The sequence below is a fragment of the Nocardia vaccinii NBRC 15922 genome, from assembly GCF_001613305.1.
Taxonomy (GTDB): Bacteria; Actinomycetota; Actinomycetes; order Mycobacteriales; family Mycobacteriaceae; genus Nocardia; species Nocardia vaccinii.
In genome coordinates this window covers 117,695-137,883 of record NZ_BDCC01000032.1, presented here as the reverse complement: position 1 = coordinate 137,883, position 20,189 = coordinate 117,695, and the positions used below count along the sequence as shown (strand labels likewise).

The 20,189-nt window shown below is 68.3% G+C and carries 15 protein-coding genes; 13 read left to right on the top strand and 2 right to left on the bottom strand.

The features are described 5' to 3' along the window. The first annotated feature begins 203 nt into the window (after window positions 1-203). The 12 genes from NV1_RS20635 (at window position 204) to NV1_RS20575 (ending at window position 16,300) form a co-directional block, all read left to right on the top strand. Window positions 204-1,037 carry an NADH-quinone oxidoreductase subunit J gene (locus NV1_RS20635; RefSeq protein ID WP_067893898.1) on the top strand — a complete coding sequence of 278 codons (834 nt, stop codon included), beginning with the start codon at window positions 204-206 and terminating at the stop codon, window positions 1,035-1,037. A 17-nt stretch (window positions 1,038-1,054) separates the two neighbouring features. After that, window positions 1,055-1,354 carry an NADH-quinone oxidoreductase subunit NuoK gene (gene nuoK / locus NV1_RS20630; RefSeq protein WP_067683270.1) on the top strand — a complete coding sequence of 100 codons (300 nt, stop codon included), beginning with the start codon at window positions 1,055-1,057 and terminating at the stop codon, window positions 1,352-1,354. Window position 1,355: 1 nt separating this feature from the next. Further along, window positions 1,356-3,245 carry an NADH-quinone oxidoreductase subunit L gene (nuoL, locus tag NV1_RS20625; protein WP_067893663.1) on the top strand — a complete coding sequence of 630 codons (1,890 nt, stop codon included), beginning with the start codon at window positions 1,356-1,358 and terminating at the stop codon, window positions 3,243-3,245. A 211-nt stretch (window positions 3,246-3,456) separates the two neighbouring features. After that, window positions 3,457-5,130, top strand: coding sequence for an NADH-quinone oxidoreductase subunit M (locus tag NV1_RS20620; protein WP_084525565.1), 1,674 nt, complete (start codon window positions 3,457-3,459; stop codon window positions 5,128-5,130). Next, on the top strand, window positions 5,127-6,752 hold the full coding sequence (gene nuoN, locus NV1_RS20615) for an NADH-quinone oxidoreductase subunit NuoN (protein WP_067893661.1): 1,626 nt from the start codon (window positions 5,127-5,129) through the stop codon (window positions 6,750-6,752). The genes NV1_RS20620 and nuoN overlap by 4 nt, the downstream gene beginning before the upstream one ends. A gap of 910 nt (window positions 6,753-7,662) precedes the next feature. After that, a complete protein-coding gene (locus NV1_RS20605; RefSeq protein WP_067893658.1) occupies window positions 7,663-8,022 on the top strand; it encodes a VOC family protein in 360 nt (119 codons plus the stop codon). Between the two features lie 63 nt (window positions 8,023-8,085). Then, complete coding sequence (locus NV1_RS20600; protein ID WP_084525564.1) at window positions 8,086-9,498, top strand: outer membrane protein assembly factor BamB family protein; 1,413 nt, start codon at window positions 8,086-8,088, stop codon at window positions 9,496-9,498. Window positions 9,499-10,126: 628 nt separating this feature from the next. Next, window positions 10,127-10,978 carry an alpha/beta fold hydrolase gene (locus NV1_RS20595; RefSeq protein ID WP_067893653.1) on the top strand — a complete coding sequence of 284 codons (852 nt, stop codon included), beginning with the start codon at window positions 10,127-10,129 and terminating at the stop codon, window positions 10,976-10,978. A 39-nt stretch (window positions 10,979-11,017) separates the two neighbouring features. After that, on the top strand, window positions 11,018-12,970 hold the full coding sequence (locus tag NV1_RS20590; RefSeq protein WP_157117179.1) for a hypothetical protein: 1,953 nt from the start codon (window positions 11,018-11,020) through the stop codon (window positions 12,968-12,970). 128 nt (window positions 12,971-13,098) lie between these two features. Beyond that, on the top strand, window positions 13,099-14,247 hold the full coding sequence (locus NV1_RS20585) for an ABC transporter permease (protein ID WP_157117178.1): 1,149 nt from the start codon (window positions 13,099-13,101) through the stop codon (window positions 14,245-14,247). 580 nt (window positions 14,248-14,827) lie between these two features. Beyond that, window positions 14,828-15,664: a class I SAM-dependent methyltransferase gene (locus tag NV1_RS20580; protein WP_067893647.1), complete on the top strand. Its 837-nt coding sequence runs from the start codon at window positions 14,828-14,830 to the stop codon at window positions 15,662-15,664. Between the two features lie 6 nt (window positions 15,665-15,670). Further along, a complete protein-coding gene (locus NV1_RS20575; protein WP_067893645.1) occupies window positions 15,671-16,300 on the top strand; it encodes a TetR/AcrR family transcriptional regulator in 630 nt (209 codons plus the stop codon). Window positions 16,301-16,386: 86 nt separating this feature from the next. Here NV1_RS20575 and NV1_RS20570 read toward each other — a convergent pair whose 3' ends face one another. Both NV1_RS20570 and NV1_RS20565 read right to left on the bottom strand, forming a co-directional pair. Beyond that, window positions 16,387-17,610 (bottom strand): MFS transporter, encoded by a 1,224-nt coding sequence (locus tag NV1_RS20570; RefSeq protein WP_084525563.1) that lies wholly within the window; start codon window positions 17,608-17,610, stop codon window positions 16,387-16,389. A gap of 33 nt (window positions 17,611-17,643) precedes the next feature. Next, on the bottom strand, window positions 17,644-18,183 hold the full coding sequence (locus NV1_RS20565; protein ID WP_067893644.1) for a Chromate resistance protein ChrB: 540 nt from the start codon (window positions 18,181-18,183) through the stop codon (window positions 17,644-17,646). 548 nt (window positions 18,184-18,731) lie between these two features. On the opposite strand from NV1_RS20565, the gene NV1_RS20560 reads away from it, so the two are divergent. Then, window positions 18,732-20,180, top strand: coding sequence for a glycosyltransferase family 39 protein (locus NV1_RS20560; protein WP_245713822.1), 1,449 nt, complete (start codon window positions 18,732-18,734; stop codon window positions 20,178-20,180). Window positions 20,181-20,189 lie beyond the last annotated feature (9 nt).

The window sequence follows — 20,189 nt, the reverse complement described above, 5'->3', positions numbered from 1 at the left end:
TCCGGCACCCTCACCGCACTCGCCTACGGCGCCGGAAGGCGGATGCCCCGTCGCGCGGGTGAGCGCCACCGTCGTCCTGGCGGCGCGTGGGCTCTCCCGCCATATCCCGGTGATCGCGGCGTTGCCGCCGCTGCGAGCATCGGCGTCGAAGGAGATTCGCGATGACAATTGCTGCGACACAACTGGTTTCGGCCGCACAGCAGATGCCGCTGGCCGCGACCACGGTGCGCGCCTCCACCGGTGAGGCGGTGCTGTTCTGGATACTGGCCGTGGTCGCGGTCGTCGGCGCGGTCGGCATGGTGACCGCACGCAAAGCCGTCCATGCCGCGATGTGCCTGGCGGGCACCATGATCACCCTGTCGGTGTTCTACATCGCCGAGAACGCGCTGTTCCTGGGGGTGGTGCAGATCGTGGTCTACACCGGCGCGGTGATGATGCTGTTCCTGTTCGTCCTGATGCTCGTCGGCGTCGACTCCGCCGAATCGCTGCGCGAGACCCTGCGCGGGCATCGCATCGCGGTCCTGGTGGTAGGGATCGGCTTCGGGCTGATCCTCATCGCCGCCATCGCCCGTGGCGTACACGACCATTCGGTCGCCCGCACCGGGCCGGGCTTCGGCCAGGACACCATCGGCGCACTGGCCGAACTGATCTTCGTACGGTACGTCTGGGCGTTCGAACTCACCGGCGCACTGCTGATCACCGCCACCATCGGCGCGATGGTGCTCGCGCACCGCGAACGGTTCGGGCCGCGCACCGACCAGCGCGAGATGTCCGAACGCCGGGTTCGCCGAGGCGATCGGGTCACCCCGCTGCCCACCCCGGGTGTCTACGCCCGGCACAACGCGGTCGACATCCCCGCCCGCCTGCCCGACGGCTCGTTCGCCGAACTGTCGGTCAGCACGATCCTGCGCCACCGCCGCGACCGCGCGCACACCGAAGCCGCGGCCATCGGCGTCGGTGGCGACGACGCTGCCGACGGCAACGGCCACCCGGGAACCGGCGACGGCTCCGGCAACGACGACCCCACGAACGGCTGAGGAAGAAAGGCTCTGCGGTGAATCCCGATAACTACCTGTATCTCTCGGCACTGCTGTTCACTATCGGCGCGGCCGGAGTCCTGGTGCGGCGCAACGCGATCGTCGTGTTCATGTGCATCGAGCTGATGCTCAACGCGGTGAACCTGGCCTTCGTCACCTTCGCCCGCGAACGCGGCAATCTCGACGGGCACGTATTCGCGTTCTTCACGATGGTCGTGGCCGCGGCCGAGGTCGTCATCGGCCTGGCGATCATCATGACCATCTTCCGCGCCCGCCGCTCGACCTCGGTCGACGACGCCAACCTGCTGAAGTACTGATATGGATACCACGCAGATGTTGTGCCTGGTGCCCGCGATTCCGCTGGCCGGTGCGGTGATCCTGCTGCTGGCCGGTCGCGTGAGCGACGCGTGGGGGCATTGGCTGGGTGTGTTGGCCGCGCTCGGCTCGTTCGCGATCGCGGTGTGGGCCTTCGTCGATATGCTCGGCCGCGCCGGCGCCGACCGCGCGATCGGGCACGATTTCTTCACCTGGGCGCCCGCGGCCGGATTGCAGGTGAACTTCACCCTGCAACTGGATCAGCTCTCGATGTGTTTCGCGCTGTTGATCACCGGCGTCGGATCGTTGATCCACCTGTATTCGGTCGGGTACATGGCGCACGACCCGGGACGCCGGCGATTCTTCGCCTACCTGAATCTATTCCTGGCCGCGATGCTGGTGCTGGTCATGGCGGGCAACTACCTGGTGCTGTACCTCGGTTGGGAGGGCGTCGGCCTGGCCTCGTACCTGCTGATCGGGTTCTGGTACCACAAGCCCAGCGCGGCGACGGCGGCGAAGAAGGCGTTCGTGGTCAACCGGGTCGGCGATATGGGATTGGCGATCGCGTTGTTCGTCATGTTCGCCACCTTCGGCTCCCTGGATTTCGGCCACGTGTTCGCCGGTGCGCCGCACGCGGGACAGGGCACGCTGACCGCGATCGGGCTGTTGCTGCTGCTGGGTGCGTGCGGTAAATCCGCGCAGGTGCCGTTGCAGTCCTGGCTCGGGGACGCGATGGAGGGCCCGACTCCGGTGTCGGCGCTGATCCACGCCGCGACCATGGTCACCGCCGGGGTGTATCTCATCGCCCGCTCGCACGCGATCTTCGACCTCGCTCCCGGCGCCCGCGCGGGCGTGCTCGTCGTCGGCGCGGTGACGTTGCTGTTCGGCGCGATCATCGGCTGCGCGAAGGACGACATCAAGAAAGCTCTCGCCGCCTCGACGATGAGCCAGATCGGGTACATGGTGCTGGCCGCGGGGCTGGGCCCGGCCGGATACGCGGTGGCGATCATGCATCTGCTCACCCACGGATTCTTCAAGGCCGGACTGTTCCTGGGCGCGGGATCGGTGATGCACGCGATGAACGACGAAACAGATATGCGCCGCTACGGTGGCCTGCGCGCGCTCATGCCGATCACGTTCGTCACCTTCGGGCTGGGGTATCTGGCGATCATCGGGGTGCCGCCGTTCGCCGGATTCTTCTCCAAGGACCGCATCATCGAGGCCGCGTTCGGATATGGCGGCGCGAGCGGAGTCACGCTCGGCGCCGCGGCGCTGCTGGGTGCGGGAATCACCGCGTTCTACATGACCCGGGTGATGCTGCTGACCTTCTTCGGGACGCGTCGCTGGCATCCGGACACCCACCCGCACGAATCCCCCGTCTCGATGACCGGCCCGATGATCGTGCTCGCACTGGGCTCGGTGTTCTCCGGCTGGATCTTCTTCTACGGGTCTTCACTACAGAACTGGCTCGAACCCGTTGTCGGACAGAAACATTCCGAAGGCGGCATGCCCGCTTGGGTGATCACGGTGCTGGCGCTGCTGGTCGTCGCGGGCGGTGTGGTGCTCGCCTACCGCCAGTACGCACAACGCCCCGTTCCCGAAACCGCACCGGCGCAGGTCACCGCCCTGACCGTCGCCGCGCGCCGCGACCTGTACGGCGACGCGGTCAACGAGGCCGCCTTCATGCGGCCCGGCGCACGCCTGACCCGTTCGCTGGTCTTCCTCGACACCCGCGGCATCGATGGTCTGGTCAACTCCACGGCCACCGTCCTCGGCGCGGTCTCCACCCGAATCCGCCGCGTACAAACCGGATTCGTGCGCTCGTACGCGCTGTCCATGTTCACCGGCGCGGCCCTGGTGGTCGCGGCACTGCTGGTGGTGAGTTTCCTATGAGTACACCATTGGGCCGTACGGCCACCGGCGGTCACCGGCTTGCTCACGGCGAGGTCGATGTCAGCGCATCCGGTGCGCGAGGGCCACGTCGACCCGCTGCGGTGTCGCCCCGGATCGTCCGTGCGCGATCGGGTTTCGTTCGATCGCCTGCGTTGTCCATGTTCACCGGTGCGGCGTCGGTCGCCGCCGCCCTGCTCACGGTGAGGTCGATGTGAACTATCCCTGGCTGACAACTCTGTGGGTGCTGCCGCTGATCGGGGCGGTGATCGTGGTCGCGATGCCCGCCGCCTGGCGGACCGCGGCACGGGCGACCGGACTCGCGGTCTCGGTGGCCACGCTGGTGATCGCGCTCGTGATCGCGGCGCGGTTCACCCCCGGCGGTCCGCAGTACCAGATGATCGAATCACACCGGTGGATACCGGCTTTCGGGGCGGGATACACCCTCGGCCTGGACGGGATCGCACTGGCGCTGATGCTGCTGACCGCGGCGCTGGTGCCGCTGCTGATCCTGGCCGGGTGGAGCGATGAGGACGAGGTGGGCGGCGGACGACGGGTGGCGCACATCTACGTGGCGCTGACCCTGGTGGTCGAATCGATGGTGCTGGTGTCCTTCGTCTCGCTGGACATCCTGCTGTTCTACGTGTTCTTCGAGGTCATGCTGATCCCGATGTACTTCCTCATCGGCGGATTCGGCCCCCACGGCGCGGGCGCCGAACCGCGCCGGGCCCGCTCGCGCGCGGCGGTGAAGTTCCTGCTGTACAACCTGTTCGGCGGACTGATCATGCTCGCCGCGGTGATCGGGCTGTACGTGCTCACCGCCCGGCAGCATCTGGGCGGGACCAGCGGCACCTTCGATTTCCGGGCCGTCGTGGAAGCCGCGGCGACCGGGCACCTGGGCGCCGGGCCCGCGGTACTCAACGCGCTGTTCCTGGGATTCATGTTCGCCTTCGCGGTCAAGGCTCCGCTGTGGCCACTGCACACCTGGCTGCCCGGTGCGGCGGTCTCGGCCACCCCGTCCAGCGCGGTACTGATGATGGCGGTGGTGGACAAGGTCGGCACCTTCGGCATGCTGCACTACTGCCTGCTGCTGTTCCCGCACGCCTCGAAAACCTATGCGCCGCTGATCAGTGTGCTCGCCGTCGTCGGGATCGTGTACGGCGCGATCGTGGCGATCGGGCAGCGCGATGTGATGCGCCTGATCGCCTACACCTCCATCTCGCACTTCGGTTTCATCATCCTGGGCATCTTCGCCATGACCAACCAGAGTGGTTCGGGCGCGACGCTGTATATGGTCAACCACGGCATCTCCACCGCGGCGCTGTTCCTGATCGCCGGATTCCTGGTCTCGCGCAGGGGAACTCGCCTCATCGCCGAATTCGGCGGAGTGCAGAAGGTCGCGCCGATCCTGGCCGGGACGTTCCTGATCGCGGGTCTGGCCACACTCTCGCTGCCGGGCTTGGCGCCGTTCGTCAGCGAATTCTTGGTCCTGGTGGGCACATTCACCCGATACCCGGTCGCGGCGATCTTCGCCACCAGCGCGCTGGTCCTCGCCGCGCTGTACGTGCTGTGGATGTACCAGCGGATGATGACCGGCCCGGTGAAAGCGGGCAACGAGCGGGTCCGGGATCTGCTGCCGCGCGAACTCGTCGTGGTGGTGCCGCTCATCGCCGCGCTGCTGTTTCTCGGCGCGTATCCGAAACCGCTGCTGGACCGGATCGATCCGGCCGTCGCGGGCACGCTCAGCACGATCGGGGCCCACGATCCCGCGCCCGCGGTGCCGCAGGCCACACCCGAACACAACGAATCCGGCGGAACCGCTCAACCGCCCGAGGGTGCGCACGCCGGCACCGCTCCGGCCCCTGCGAACGGAGGTACACACCCGTGAATTCCCTTCTCGCCGCATCGGTTCCGGCACCCTCGATCGAATATCGCGACCTGTCACCGATGCTCGTCGTATTCGGCGTCGCGGTCGTGGCGGTGCTGGTGGAGGCATTCGCGCCGCGCGCCTGGCGCTACGGATTGCAACTACTGCTGGGCGCGGCCGGGCTCGTGGTCGCCCTGGTCCTGGTGATCGGGCTGGCGGGCACGCACAGCACCGCGGTGATCGGCGCCGTGGCGATCGACAACGTGACTCTCGTACTGCAGGGCACGATCCTGGTGACCGCCCTGTTCGGCATGGCGCTGATGGCCGAACGCGGTATCGAACCACGCCTGGGCCACGCCCGCCGCGAAGGTCCGGGCACCTGGAGCCGCACCGCCGCCCTGGCCGCCGGTGCCCGCGTGCCGGTCGACGCGTTCACTCCGCAGGCTTCCGCGACGCCGGGCAGTTCGGACGAGATCGCCGCCGCGCGTGCGGGAATCACCACCACCGAGGTGTTCCCGCTCGCACTGTTGGCCGTCGGCGGGCTCATGCTGTTTCCGGCGTCCAACGATCTGCTGACCGCTTTCGTTGCGCTCGAGGTGCTTTCGCTGCCGCTGTATCTGCTGTGCGGGCTCGCCCGCCGCCGCAGGCTGCTCTCGCAGGAAGCGGCGCTGAAATACTTCCTGCTGGGCGCGTTCTCCTCCGCTTTCTTCCTGTACGGAATGGCGCTGCTGTACGGCTACGCCGGAACCGTGCGGTTCGCGGGCATCGCCGACGCGCTGGGCCGCGACACCGGCTCGAAAACCCTTGCGGTGCTGGGCCTTGCGATGCTCACGGTGGGGCTGCTGTTCAAGGTCGGCGCGGTGCCGTTCCAGTCCTGGGTGCCCGATGTGTATCAGGGCGCGCCGACCTCGGTGACCGCGTTCATGGCCGCGGGCACCAAGATCGCCGCCGTCGGTGCGCTGCTGCGCGTGCTGATGGTCGCGGTACCCGGACTGGGCCCGACGTGGCGGCCGATCCTGGCCGCAGTGGCGGTGGCGACCATGGCCGTCGGCGCGGTCATGGCGATCACCCAGACCGACGTCAAACGCATGCTCGCCTACTCCTCGGTCGCGCACGCCGGATTCATCCTGGTCGCGCTCGTCGCGGCGAACAGCGAGGGCGTGTCCTCGGCGCTGTTCTATCTGATCGCCTACGGGCTCAGCACAACCGGCGCGTTCGCCGTGGTGACACTCGTGCGCGACCAGGTCGGCGACGAGGCCACCGCCATGTCGGCGTGGGCCGGGCTGGGCCGCCGATCCCCGTGGCTGGCCTCGATTTTCGCGCTGTTCCTGCTCTCGTTCGCGGGTATCCCGCTCACCAGCGGATTCGTCAGCAAGTTCGCGGTATTCCAGGCGGCGGCGAGCGGCGGCTATGCGTGGCTGGTCATCGTTGGCGTGGTGTGCAGCGCGATCGCCGCCTACTTCTACATCCGCGTCATCGTGCTGATGTTCTTCACCGACCCACCCGAGGACGCCCCGCAGATCGTGGCGCCACCGATCACCAGCACGGTGGTCGCCCTCACCGCCGCCGCAACCCTGGTGCTGGGCATCCTGCCACAGCCCGTTCTCGATATCGCTTATCGCGCAACAGATTTCGTGCACTGAGCCGCTGCGTTCGCCCAACCGCGGCCGACCTCGCGCCCGCGGCATGAGGGTCCATTGAGCCGAAACCGATGCCGGCGAAGGCTGACGACCGAACTGTTGCCGTAGACATTGATTCGCTGGATTTGTCGGTACCGGCCAGCGTGTGGTGGTTGGCCGACTCGGCTGCGCCATCCTCGCCGACCGCTGGCGAGAGCCCCTGAGGAGATCGGCGCCATCGTCAAGGCCGCACTCGCCCTCCGGGCGTTGGGCACGGTGATCGTTGCCAGGTAGATCCGTACCGCGTCGGCCGATCGCACACCGCTCACCGGCGTTGACAGCATCCGAACCCGCCCCATCAACCGACTCTCACCGCTACGCAGATAGTGTCCCAAGTCACCCCCGCGCGAAAGGGATGTCGTGCCAAAACGACTCCGAAGCTACCGCACACAGTGAGTCACTATGTGCGGCAGCTCCTCAGCGCCAATTTCCGCAGAAGTGCGCACGCCTCCACACAACCCACGAATCAACCGACGTAGCAAGGTATTTCGGTGACCAGCACCCGGTAACGCCAGTTTTCGTTCAACGTGGACCCCACGTGCCGACGCCGGCGCGGATCGGCCACGCGATCAGCCCCGCCGCTCGGATTCGGCGGCGGGCCGGCCGTCATGTTCCTGCCGGGTTCGGACGCGATCGGCTGCGACGTGAGTTCTCGTCGATCTCGCGCAGCAGGGTGTGCGAACTACCCGCGCCGCCGTCACGGGCAGCGGTGCTCTCGCGGGTGTTCCGAGGTGCGTCCCGGAAGACATCCCGTCGTCGCGGACGACCGCCACGAGGCCCTCGCGCTCGGCACGCTCGGCGCGATGGTCGTCCGGCAGCTCGGCCACCGCCGCGCTGTCCGGTGATTTCCCGGATTCGGCGATAACCTTCATGAATGATCAACGGCGCGCACACCATCGTCTACGCGGCCGACCCCGATGCCGCGCGCGATTTCTTCCGTGACGTTCTCGGCCTGGCGCACGTGGACGCCGGGCACGGCTGGCTGATCTTCCGCTCGCCCCCGGCCGAACTGGCGGTTCATCCGGCCGACGAACCCGACAGCGGGCGCTGCGAGTTGTACCTGATGTGCGACGACCTGGCCGCCACCGTCGAGGAACTACGCGCGAGGGGCGTCGAATTCGCCGGTGACATCACCCGGGAGCGCTGGGGCCTTCGTACCACGCTCATCGTCCCGGGAGCCGGGCCCCTCGGCCTCTATCAGCCGACCCACGAAATCGCCTACGAAATCGAGTGATCGCGCCCGGACGCATTCGGCCAGTGCCTGGTCCAGATAGATGTATGAAGGAGACCTCTCCGCATGAACACGGCTGCACAGTGGTTCACCGGTCCGAACAGGCGTCGAAGTTGGATCGTGGTGCTGGTCGTGGCCGTCGTGGTGGGTGTCGCTGCGGTCGTATGGGCGGACCGATCACCACGGCAGTCCCAGCAGGCAACGCCGGTGGTGGGCGGCAAGTTTCGTATCGAGCCCACACTAGGCTCCGCACCCACTCGTCGCTGGACGGTGCGCGCCGCCGATCTGTCCACCGAGCCCGGCGCGGTTCTACTGTCCGCTCCGCACAGTCTGAACGTCTACTACGGAAACGGCACGCCGATGGATGCCGGGACCACGATCGTGGCGGCCACCGCGGTGCCGGACAGCGCGGGTGGCGGGGTCGGGCAGCCGGTCAGCGCGGTGCGACTGCACGGTATCGACCCCGATACCGGAAAGCCGCACTGGACAATCGATGTCGGCGCGATCACCAGCTGCGCCGAACAGGTGTTTCAGGGCCTGCTGAGCTGTTGGGACACCCATCGGGTCCTGATCGTCGACAGCGCGACGGGCACGGTGCTCACCGACCACATCACCGATTTCGAGGTGGAGCAGGTCGATGCTCGCGACGGTGTCGTCACGGTGGCGGGGCGAACCGCGGATTGGCAGACCGCTGTCTTCACGCGAGGAACCGTCTCAGATATCGCCGCGAGCTGGCGTAAGACGTTTCCGACAGTGGTTCCCGGAGAGCCGGTCACACCCGTCATCAGCGCACCGGACTACTTCCGGTACGGGCGCTACGGCAACATTCGTGTCTACGATTTGCGCACTGGCGAGCCGCTTTTCACCGGACCGGTCGGCTATGTCTTCGACGGCGGCATGATCGCCTCGCAGGTGATCGATCGCAACGGCACCGCGGGAAAGGTCGCGTTGCTCGGCCGCGACGGACACCGCATCACCGAGGTCGCCAATGCGAGCTTCATGCTCGAGTGGTACCCGGTCGCCACCGCGTCGCCACTGCCGATCCTGACCGGCGAGAGTGCCTACGAGCGCACGACAGGCCGAGTCCTGTGGACCAATCCCGAGATCGGCATCGACGACACAGCCGGGCGCAAGGACGCGATCGAGGGTGTGGTGCGAGATACCGTGATCATCCGATCGCTCGATGGCACAACGCTTTCCGGGCTCGATCTCACCGACGGGCATCGAATCTGGAAGCGGCCCTCGCCGTTCGAACACGCCACGAAATTCACAAGCTATGACGGCATCACCGACGCAACCCATCTCATCCTGACCGACGGTGTCACCGTGCAGGCGATCGATGGTGTCGACGGAACTCCCGTGTGGTCGATGCTGTTGCCGCCCAGTGGTGATCCCAGAGTCCACTCGCAGGTGCGGGCGATGGGCGGTCGCATGGTCACCGTGACCGCGCATGAATTCACCGGATACGCTGCGGCATAATGTGACTCGAACGTTCGGCGGCAGCCTTCATCGGCAAATTCATTCGGCGACCGCAAGCGCCGGGTAGCCGGGTCGGTCGGTCCGAACATTTGCGGGCGACGTTGATCGCCGTCTCGATTCGTCGTCGTTCTCTGCGGTCGACGTCCAGGTAGGCGGGGTGGTCGTCCCGATATCGGTGCACTGGCCGAGGCCGACTGCCGCGAGGTCATCGTGGAAACCGCCAGCACCCGCGGCGACCGGCCACAGCTGCGCAAGACACTGGCCATGCTCGAGCCCTTCATCGAGCGCGCCACCCGGTCCGGCTTGTAGCGGCCACTCGGCGGCGCCGTAACCACACGGCCGGCTCGGTGCGACACGGTTGGACGGCCGGAGTTCTTCCCAATTGCGATGCAGCGGCCCGGGATATCCCGGGCCGCTTCGCTCTGCCGGACGCAGTAGGCCCGCAACGCGGACCGGAACTCATGGCCGGCGACGAATTCGCGTGCCGACGCCGCGGCTGCCCTATGCGACCGGGTTGGCCTAATTATATTAGGTGATATCCTAAGACCAAAAGTAATTCGCTCGGTCGGCGGCGCCCGATCACCGATCGACGAACCCGCTGATTCCTGACGAAAGACGTACAGTCATAATGAGATCCGATACCTTCCACGTGCCCGGCGCGACCATCTACCACGAGATTCGCGGTGCGGGTCCGGTGCTGCTGGTGCTGCCCGGTGGCGGGGGCGATGCCAACGGGGCCGATGAGATGGCCGAGCTGCTCGCGCCGCACGTCACCGTCGTCACGATGGATGCGCGTGGGTATTCACGGAGCACGCTCGACAGCGGGCGGGCCGAGCAGCAGTACGTGCGGGTGCAGAGCGAGGATGCGTACCTGCTGTTGCGGCACCTCACCGACGAACCGGCCTATGTCGTCGGTGGCAGCGACGGCGCGATCGTTGGGTTGGATCTGGTCACTCGCCATCCCGAGGTGGTTCGCGGACTCCTCGCCCACGATCCGCCGTGTTTCGCGGTCCTGCCCGACGCCGCCGAACTCCGCGCCTTCGTGACCGAAGTCGCCCACCTGGCGCGCACCGACGGCACGGCCGCCGCGTCGCAGCGATTCCTCGACGGCATCGGCGGCGCGATGGCGCCCTCGCCCGACCCGGGCGACCTCACGCCGAACCAGGCCGCTATGTGGGCGCGACTGGCCGCCAACGCGCCTGTCATGATGCAGTACGAGTTGTGTGAATTCACTTCGTACATACCCGATTTCGCGACGCTCGGCGCAGTGGCCGATCGACTCGTTCTCGGCGTGGGCGCGCAATCGCGCCAACTGCTGCCCTCGCGACCGGCCGCGCGGATCGCCGAGCGGCTCGGCATCGAGGTCGTCGAATTCCCGGGCATGCACAACGGCGCACGCACCCACACGAACGAATTCACCGCGTGGGTGATCGAGGTTCTGGGGATACAGCGATATGCCAGAGGCGACAGCATCCAATAGGCTACCGAGTGTTCGCGTAGCTACGAGGGAGTTTCACCGATGGACAACCCGCACCCGCCCGGAAATCGGCCCATGTCGGTGGCGCCGGACCCTGGTCGGGGCCGGACGCCGGAACCGGATGCGCCCCGGGGACGGCGATATTCGCTCGCGGATGTGCTGGCGGCGGTCATGTTGTTGCTCGCGACGCTGACCTATCTGGGCAGGTTGGTGTGGGGTCTCTCGCAGCCCGGTTACGAGATCCAGGCCCGCGATTTCGGTTCGCTGCTGGCCGCGATCATCGCGATTCCCGCCGGCGTGCTGCTGGTGACCGGGATGAAACCCGCCGTGGGCCGTCTCACCGGCGCCCTGGGTGCCGGAGCGATGCTGCTGTTCAACGCGGTGAACCTGACCGGAGGCTCGGTCGACGACGTGATCGGCAAATACGGTACGTGGGCGGCGATTCCGATCGTGGTGGCCACCGCGATCGCGATCGTCGCACTGTATCGGGCCTCGTGGTCGCCCGAGGTGCGGATCGTCGCGGCCGACTCACCGCGGGACCGCGGCGAGGAATTCGTCGCGCGCCAGCGCGAGAACGAGTTCGACTCGCCGCGTTATCAGAACGACTACACCGCACAAGCCCGCTCCGAGGATCGGCCGCTGCTGCCGTCTCGATCCGCACCCGTAGCCGAGCAGGCCGACGGTGTGATCGGCGCGCCACCGGCGCCGCGCGAGCCGGTCGCCGCCGAAGCGTCGTCGCTCGAACCATCCGAGCAGATCGGGCCCGCGATATCCGCACTCCCGGCTCCTGAACGTCCGAGAGACGAAGCACCGCAGGATTTTTCGGCTTCCGGTGACCGCGCGACGACCGCGGATTCGGCGCTGAATCTGCCGGAGATGTCACTGCCCGAGCCGGGTCCGGTCGAGGCGTTCGCGCCCGAATCCGCACTACCACCGCGGGACCGCGAATCCGGGTTCGGCGCGTCCGGAGCCGGATCCGCGCCGCACCCGCAGCAGCCCGCACCGGCCGGTGCGCCGCGTCCGGCGGCGCCGGAACCCTATGTGCCCGAACGGCTCGCATCACGACCCGCCGAATCCGACGCCGGCGGTCCGGTGCCCCCGCAGCAGGGTCCGGGCGTCGCGGCGCAGACTCCGGCGACGGAACCGTTCGCGCAGCCTGATCCGGCGTTGTTCCATGCGGCGACCGATGGCATTCCCGCTGTGCCGCACATCGATCCGCCGACGACGGTACTGCCCCGACCGGACTTCACAGCGAATCCACAGCAAGCGCGGCCGCCGGTAGCCGAACCGCAACAGCCCGGTCCGGTCATCGGGGCGCCGCCCGCCGGGTCCGCGAACGCCGAACCGGATCGGCACGATGGGTTCCGCACGCCGCCGCCATTCCCGCCACCCGGCGGCGAGCCGCAGCAGCCCGGCCACGTCATCGCGCCGAATGTTCCCGCGCCCGAGACCGCCCCGCTGAACATGAGGCGTCCGGGCACACCACAACCGCCAGCCGGACCACCGCGCTCCGAGGTCCCGTCCGGGCCGCCCCGCAATGGATTCGGTGACTCACCTGCCCCGTATCAGGGCAATCCCCAGCAGGGGAATCCACCGCAGGGCAGTGGCCCGTTGCATCAGCCGTTCGGACCGCCGCAGAACACGCCGTACGCGCTCGGCGGCGCGCCGCAGAACTCACTTCGGCTGCCGGGTACCGAGGCCATCCCGAACCGAGCCGCACCGGCTCAGCCGGTGCTGCGGCGGCCCGGCGGCTTCCTGGCCCCGCCGCCGGTCGAGCCGGAGCCGGCGCCCGGGTGGTCGCCGCCGGGTTCAGGGCAGCCGCATCCGGACGGCGGACGTCCGCAACTGCACGACGTTTCGGCCTCCGAACACCCGGGCTCGCGCGATCCGCAGCCACCGCACGCCGAGCAGGAGGCACAACCGCCGGCGTATCTCGATCATCGGCAGTCACCACCCAAACGCCTGGCGCCCCCGCCGTGGGCGCAGGAACAGTAACCCGGCGCTCTCCCGCGGGCGCCGCTCTGCCGCGCGACGCTCGGTAGTGCTGCCGGACGTGCGCGAAACCTCTAGGCTGATCGACATCTGATTTCGGCATTTGTGCACGACAGCAGGGAGTTTCAGCGATGGCCAACCCGTATCAACCCGGCCCGGCGCCGATGCCGTCGCCACCGTCCCAGGGTTACGGGTGGCCCGCTCAGCCGGGTATGCCTGTGGGGCAACCGAATTCGCCGTTTCCGGCGCAGCGTCCGGCTGGCTCGCGCAATGTGCTGACGCTGGTGGCCGCGGGCCTGGTGATGCTGACTCTGGTCGTCGGAATCATCAGCATGTCCCTCGGCGAGAGCGCCGACTGGTTGACCGACTGGTACGTACTGACTTGGGTCGTCCTCGTCGCAACGGCGGTATGTGGTGCGGTGCTGGCGCTGATCAACCGCAATCCGGCCGCAGCGAACCTCACCGTCGCACTCTCGGCCGGTATGGCGTTCATCGGTCCATTCAGCACTCTCACGGTCGGCCCTTCCGGATACCGCGGCGACGCGTACCACTTCTGGCTCGCGATCCCCGCCACACTGTTCGCACTGACCGCGATCGTCCTGCTGTACCTGGCTTCTCGCTCGACGGCTGCGCAGTCGCCGTCCCGGCCTGCCGTTCCCGCGCAGCCGGGATGGCCACCGCAGCAACAGCACGCTCCGGGCCAAGTACCACAGTGGCCGCACCCCCCGGCGCAGAACCCGCAGCCTCCCATCGGATTTCCCGCACCGCAGCCTCCTGCCGGATATGCCCCGCCGCCCGTATACCACCAGCCCGCCGGTTATTCTCAGCCCGGGTTCGCGCCGCAACCGAAGCAGCAGCCGTCGGTACCCCAGCAGCCGCTGTACTCCTCGCCGCCCGCACCGCAGCCCGCGTTCGGAGCGCCCCAGATCTCGGGTGCCGACCCGACCGTACTGCGACCGCCCTCCGGCCCGGCCGAGAACCAGAGTCCGATCCCCCAGCCGCCCAACCCATTCGGGCAGCTCCAGGATTCCGGAGGTCATGCCACGGTCCTGCAGCGCCCCGGTGGATTCGGCACACCCCCGAGCTCCGAGACGCCACCGACCGTCTCGCCGCAACCGGACTCGGCCGCCCAGTCCCCCGCCGCACCACAGCCGGGCAGCGCCCCGGACGCGCCCTCGACGAACCAGCAACCGACCCAGGCGGGGCCGGGGCAATCCGGGACTTCCACGCCCACACCGCCGCCCGCGTCCGGGTTCCAGCAGCAACCGCCGGCGCAGTGATTTCCATCCGACCCGCTGCCGAATATGTTGTCGCACAGATAGTTCGGCAGTCGGCTCGGATGCAGCAGGGGACCCACGTTCACTGATCCGCGAGGCACCTGCGCGCTCCACCGGATCGGGTTCGCCCGGGGCGACAACACACAGGACGGGCCCGAGGCGCGGATATGTCTCTCTCCGCCACAGCTACCGCACCGGGCGCTGCGCGCTCGAGAGGCCTCCACCGCCGCCCGAGCGCCGATGTGATCATGAGCCTGCCCGGGATCGGCGTGAGGCTGGGTGCGGAGCTCCTCGCGATCACGGCCGCTGATCGCGCGCAGTCGGTCGCCGGGCCGGCTCTCCGCGTCGGCGGGAGTGGCTCCCGTACCGCGTGATTCGACAAAAAGTGCAGCACCCGCTGGAGCGTGGAGTCCGAACAGTTCTATGCCCGAAAACGGTTGGAGAGCAAGACGGATCGGCAAGCGGTCGCGTGGCGATTCCGTCGCAGCTGATCGAATCGACACCTCGCCCTTGACCGGGGAGCCGCTCGCGAGCATTATGAACACATGTTCATGAATGCTTGTTCATAAATGAGTTGGATGTCATGACCGAGATCGTCAACCTCGCCCAGTCGCAAGCCTGGAACGGCTACGAGGGCGAGCATTGGGCCGCGAATTACGACCGCTACGACGCGGTCAACAGCGGATTCAACGAGCCGCTGCTTGATGCCGCGCGGGTGGGAAGCGGCGACCGTGTCTTGGACATCGGTTGTGGCAACGGCCAATTGACCCGGCTGGCGGCGCGGCGTGCGGCTGCGGCGACAGGCCTGGATCTGTCCGGCCCGATGCTGACCCGCGCCATGCGACAGGCGCAGGCCGAAGGGGTGGACAATGTGTCTTTCATTCAGGGCGACGCACAGGTGCATCCGGTCCCGGATGCCGCGTTCGACGTCGCGCTCAGCCGCTTCGGCATCATGTTCTTCGCCGATCCGGTGGCGGCGTTCGGCAACATCGCCCGTGCCCGTGCGCTAGGGCCCGGCGGGCGACTCGCCTTCGTGTCCATGCCCGCGCTGACCGACTCCGATATCGGCCGCGTGTTTGCAGCGGCCGCGACGCATCTACCCGGCTTCGAAATCGGCCCCAGCCTCGACGACTTCGCCGATCCCGGCACTGTGCGACGGCTGCTCACCGCCGCGGGCTTGGTCGGTGTCCAGGTGCGCCGCATCGACGCGGACAGCATCTGGGGCCCCGACATCGCTGCTGCCACCCGATTCATCATGGACTGGGGGCCGGTGCGATATCACCGAAGCGTGCACGATTTCGCCACCGACGAGCAGGTCCGCGCCGCGATCGCCGACGCGATGGAGGGGTTCGCCCGCCCCGACGGGGTGCATCTGGGCGCAGCCGCCTGGTTGGTCACCGCGACCAGGCCGCTACCGTAATGCCGTATGTCCCCGAGAAAGGCAGCCGCACTGCGCGATCGTGACGACCGCGACCTGCGTCAGCATCTGATCGCGACGGCCGCGCAACTGCTCGCCGAGCAGGGCGGCGCGGGTCTGACGGTGCGGGCGATCGCGCGGGCAGCGGGTGTCGCGGATGGCGTGCTCTACAACCACTTCGCCGACAAGCAGGAGCTGCTGGGCGCGGCGTTGCGCGCACACGTGGACAGCGTGCAGGGCGCACTCGCGCCACTGCCCGAACCAGGCACCGCGTCGGTGGCGGCGAACCTGGCCACCTACCTGGAACAGGGACTGGCTCTGCACCGGGCCATCATCCCGGTCTTCACGAGCCTGCTCACCCAGCCCGCGGTGCTGTCGCGGTTCGCCGAATGGCCGGGCAGCGAACTCGACTGGCGGGACCGGCTCTCGGACTACCTGCACGCCGAACACGACCTCGGCCGCCTCGACCCCGCCGCAGACCTCGGCGCCGCCGTTGCCATCCTGGTCGGGATCTGCCACGACGAAGCGCTCTCGGCGCTCCTGCCCCGGGCCCGCGCCGAGACATTACCGAGCTCAGCGGAATCGGTGGTCACCACCCTGATGGCGGGCATCGGACCACGCGGGGAGCCATCAGCCTGAACCGATGTCTCCGCTCGGTATTCGGGCACCCGCTACCCCTTCTTGGAATACCCCCTCGGGCGCGTTGCCGCGCAGCGTCTTTCGAGTCAGCCGCGGGTACGGCCGAGCGCCAAGGGCACGAAAAGTGCCAACGCGATCGCCTGGGTAGCGAGGGTGAACACGACAACCGCGGTGACCGAGTGGCCGTAGAGGACGCCGATCACGGTGGAGCCGGCCAGCCATGCGAGCCCGTAGACGGCGGTGAACACCCCGTACCCGGTACCGCGCCGGTGAACGGGTACCAGATCGGCGACCGCGGCGCGCAGGGTGGATTCGTGGATGCCCATCGCCGCGCCCCACACGGCCGCGCCCACCCACACCAACGCCGGTGTAGCGGAGAACGACAGCAGCGGCACCACCGCCGACAGCGGCAGCGCGATCACCAGCCCCCGCAACCCGATCCGGTCGTAGAGCCAACCCGATCCGAGGGCGGCCAGCGCCGCGGCGCCCATCGCGGCGGCGTAGGTGACCGGGATCAACCCGTCGGGCAGCACGTGACGGGCGTGCATGTGGAACGAGATCACCCCGAACGTGGCGAACCCCGCCATCGAGACCGCGGTGAACGCCGCATACAACCAGAACCGCCCCGGCAACCGGCCATCGACGGCCGGTGCGGTGGCGCTGCGGTGGTGGGTGGGTTCGTAGGCGGCCGGCCGGGGGACGGCGCGGCGTAACCACGCCAGGGTGAGCAGGGCCAGCGCGCCGGGAATGGCGAGGACGGCGAATCCGGCCCGGTACCCGGAGATCGCGATCATAGCCGCGACCAGCAGTGGCCCCAATAGAGCTCCGGACTGGTCCAGCGACTGGTGTACCGCGAACGTCTTACCGCGGCCCAGTCCGGCCATGCTCGCCTGGGCCAGCATGGTATCCCGGGCCGGGGTGCGTACCGCCTTACCGAAGCGTTCGACGATCACCAGGCCCGCAGCAGCCCACAGCCATGTGGTCAGCGCGATCAACGGCACCGACACCACCGTCAGCGCGTAACCGGTGATCGACAGCGCCCACCGCCGGCCGGTGCGGTCCGACAACGGCCCGGTGAACAGCCGGAATATCAGTGCGACGGCTTCACCCGCGCCGGTGACGAACCCGACCAGCGCCGCTGATGCTCCCAGGGTCGCCAGATACGGGCCGGCGATCGCGCGCGCGCCTTCGTAGACGAAGTCGGCGAGCATGCTCACCACGCCGAAGGCCATCACGAACCGCAGCGGCGACAACCGATTCGGTCCCGCCCGTTCGCCCGACCGCATCTCGGTGTGCTTATCTGTCGTCATTCCGGGAGCATAACGGTCGTTACAAACTGATGGTCAAGGCTGGCCCAGCTCGGCCGCGTAGACCCGTTCGGCGAACCCCTCCAGTGCCGTAGCGCACTCATCGAGCGCCTTCTGGGCCCCGGCCTGTCCGGCGGCAGCGAGCCGGTCACGGGCTCGGATCTTGTCGAACCAGGCCCGCAGCTTGGTCAGATCCTCGTCGTTCTCCTCGAGCTCGGCGTAGGTGAACTTCTCCGCCGCGGTCTCCTTCGCGATCTCGGCCAGAAAGTCCCGGCACCGCGAGAAGACTTCCGCGTATTCCTCATCACGGGCCGCATTCACGGCCGCGACGATCTCCTCCTGCCCCGCCAGGGCGTCCGCGCGCAGCAGCTGCGCGGTGCCGCGCATCTCGCGAATGTCATTGCGCAGCACCCGCAATGCCCGCTCCGACTCCGTCGACGCGGGCAGTGCCGCGACCGAGTTCTGCAGATACACCGCGCCCAGCGCTTTCAGCCGCCGCCACACTGCCGCTCGGTGCCGTGTCGGCTCCGTCGGCACCCGGTACACCAGCAACAGCCACTCGATCCCATCCGCCATGACCACAGTCTGCCCACTCGCCACCGACAAGCCCCGACCAGGTCGGACGCCGCTGAGCGCGACTTGCCCGTCTCTGGACCGCACGGCCGGGTCCTGCGGCGACTCCGGTACCGCGCGGAATAATTCATGAGCTCACCGATCCCGCACGAGAGTGCGGGCGGTTGTGGCGCAGGCGAAGTACCGCATTCTTCCCCGGGTGCCGCACCGTAATACCTCTCGTCCGCCGATGGATCGCCCACTCGCGCCACTCCGTTCCTGTCACCGACCGCACCCGGACCGGTGCAGGAAAACTCTTGCGTAACAGTCTGTTCCGCGTTCAGCCGGGACGTGCTCGCTCGATCGCCAGTACTTCGTCTCGGTGACCACGTTCGGGCGTCGGGCTGTCAGCAGGGGCGGATACCGGTGTCGCCTCTCATCCCCGAGGATGAGGCGCTCACCCTGGCGTGGTCCTGCGGTCGCATCACCAATGCGTGTGCCGGGTGATGTGCCCGAATGTTCGAGCCGGGCAGGATCGAGGACCCGACAGGTTTGCGCTAGGAGGTTCGGCGGTGCAGCTCACGGTGCGATCGGAAACCCGTGGCCCGGCGGTGCCCGCGTTCGCCGGATGGGCGGTGGGCGCGGTCGCGGGGGTTGTGGGTGTGGTTCATCTGGTGTGCGGTCTGCGCGGCGGTTACTGGTTCGACGAGGCGTACATGGTGGCGATCGGCCGGTCCCATCTGGCGTGGGGGTCGGCCGATCAGCCGCCGCTGGTTCCGGCCCTGGCGGGTGCGCTGGCTTGGCTTGCCCCGGGTTCGCTTGTGCTGCTGCGCATTCCGGCTGTGTTGGCGACCGCGGCGGCGGTGCTGCTGGCGGCCTTGATCGCGCGGGAGTTGGGCGGCGATCGGCGCGCGCAGCTGCTCACCGCCGGGGCGCAGGCGACCGCGCTATGGGCGAATCTGGTCGGGCATTGGCTCACCCCGTACACGCTCGAACCGGTGCAGTGGCTGACGCTGGTCTGGCTGCTGGTGCGGTGGGTGCGGATTCGCCAGGATCGGTTGCTGCTCGCGATCGGCGTGGTCGCCGGAGTGGCCGCGGAGACGAAGTTCCAGGTGCTGCTGTTGTGCGCCGTGCTGCTGGCCGCGGCGGCGGTGTTCGGGCCGCGGGAGCTGCTCCGCCGTCCGCTGTTGTGGGCCGGGGCGGGAATCGGCCTGCTGCTCGCCGCGCCGACGCTGCTGTGGCAGGCTCACAACGGGTGGCCGCAGCTGCGGATGGGGTCGGTGGTCGCCTCGGAGGCCGCGGCGCTGTACGGGGGACGCGCGGGAGTGACGTTATCGCTGATCACGGTGGGCGGTGTGGCCGGAACGGCGTTGTCGCTGTACGGCTTGTGGCGGCTGCTGCGGGCTCCGGAACAGCGTCCGTATCGCTTCGTGGGGGTCGGTGCGATCGCGCTGTTCATCTTCTTCGTCGTCACGGTCGGGCGGCCCTACTACCTCGACGGCATCTACGCGCCGCTGTGCGCGGCGGGCGCGCTCGGATTCCAGCAGCGCAGACTGGCCGGCGGCCGCTGGGGCTGGGTGGTGTGGCCCGCGTACGCGCTCAGCGCCGCCGCGGCCGCGGGCATCGTGGTGATCTCCGGCTCGGCGGCCGACCCCGGTGCGGCACAAACGATTGCGCAGCGAGCCGCGAAGTCCTACTACGATCTGCCCGAGCAGGACCGTCGCGGCACGATCGTCATGGGTCAGTCGTACATCGACGCCGCGTACATCGATGTGTACGCCGGCGCCGGGCTTCCTCCCGCGTACAGCAGTAATCGAGCGTACGGATATTTCGCCGCCCCACCGGATTCCGCGCGCAGTGTGCTGTACGTCGGTTCGGACATCGACGAGCTGCGTGGTCGTTTCGACCAGTGCCGCACGATGATCGGAGACGATTCGAGTCAGAAAGTGTGGTGGTGCACGGGCCCGCACGAGTCGTGGTCCCAGTTGTGGCCGCGGCTGCGGCATCTGACCATGACCTGATCCGGACCC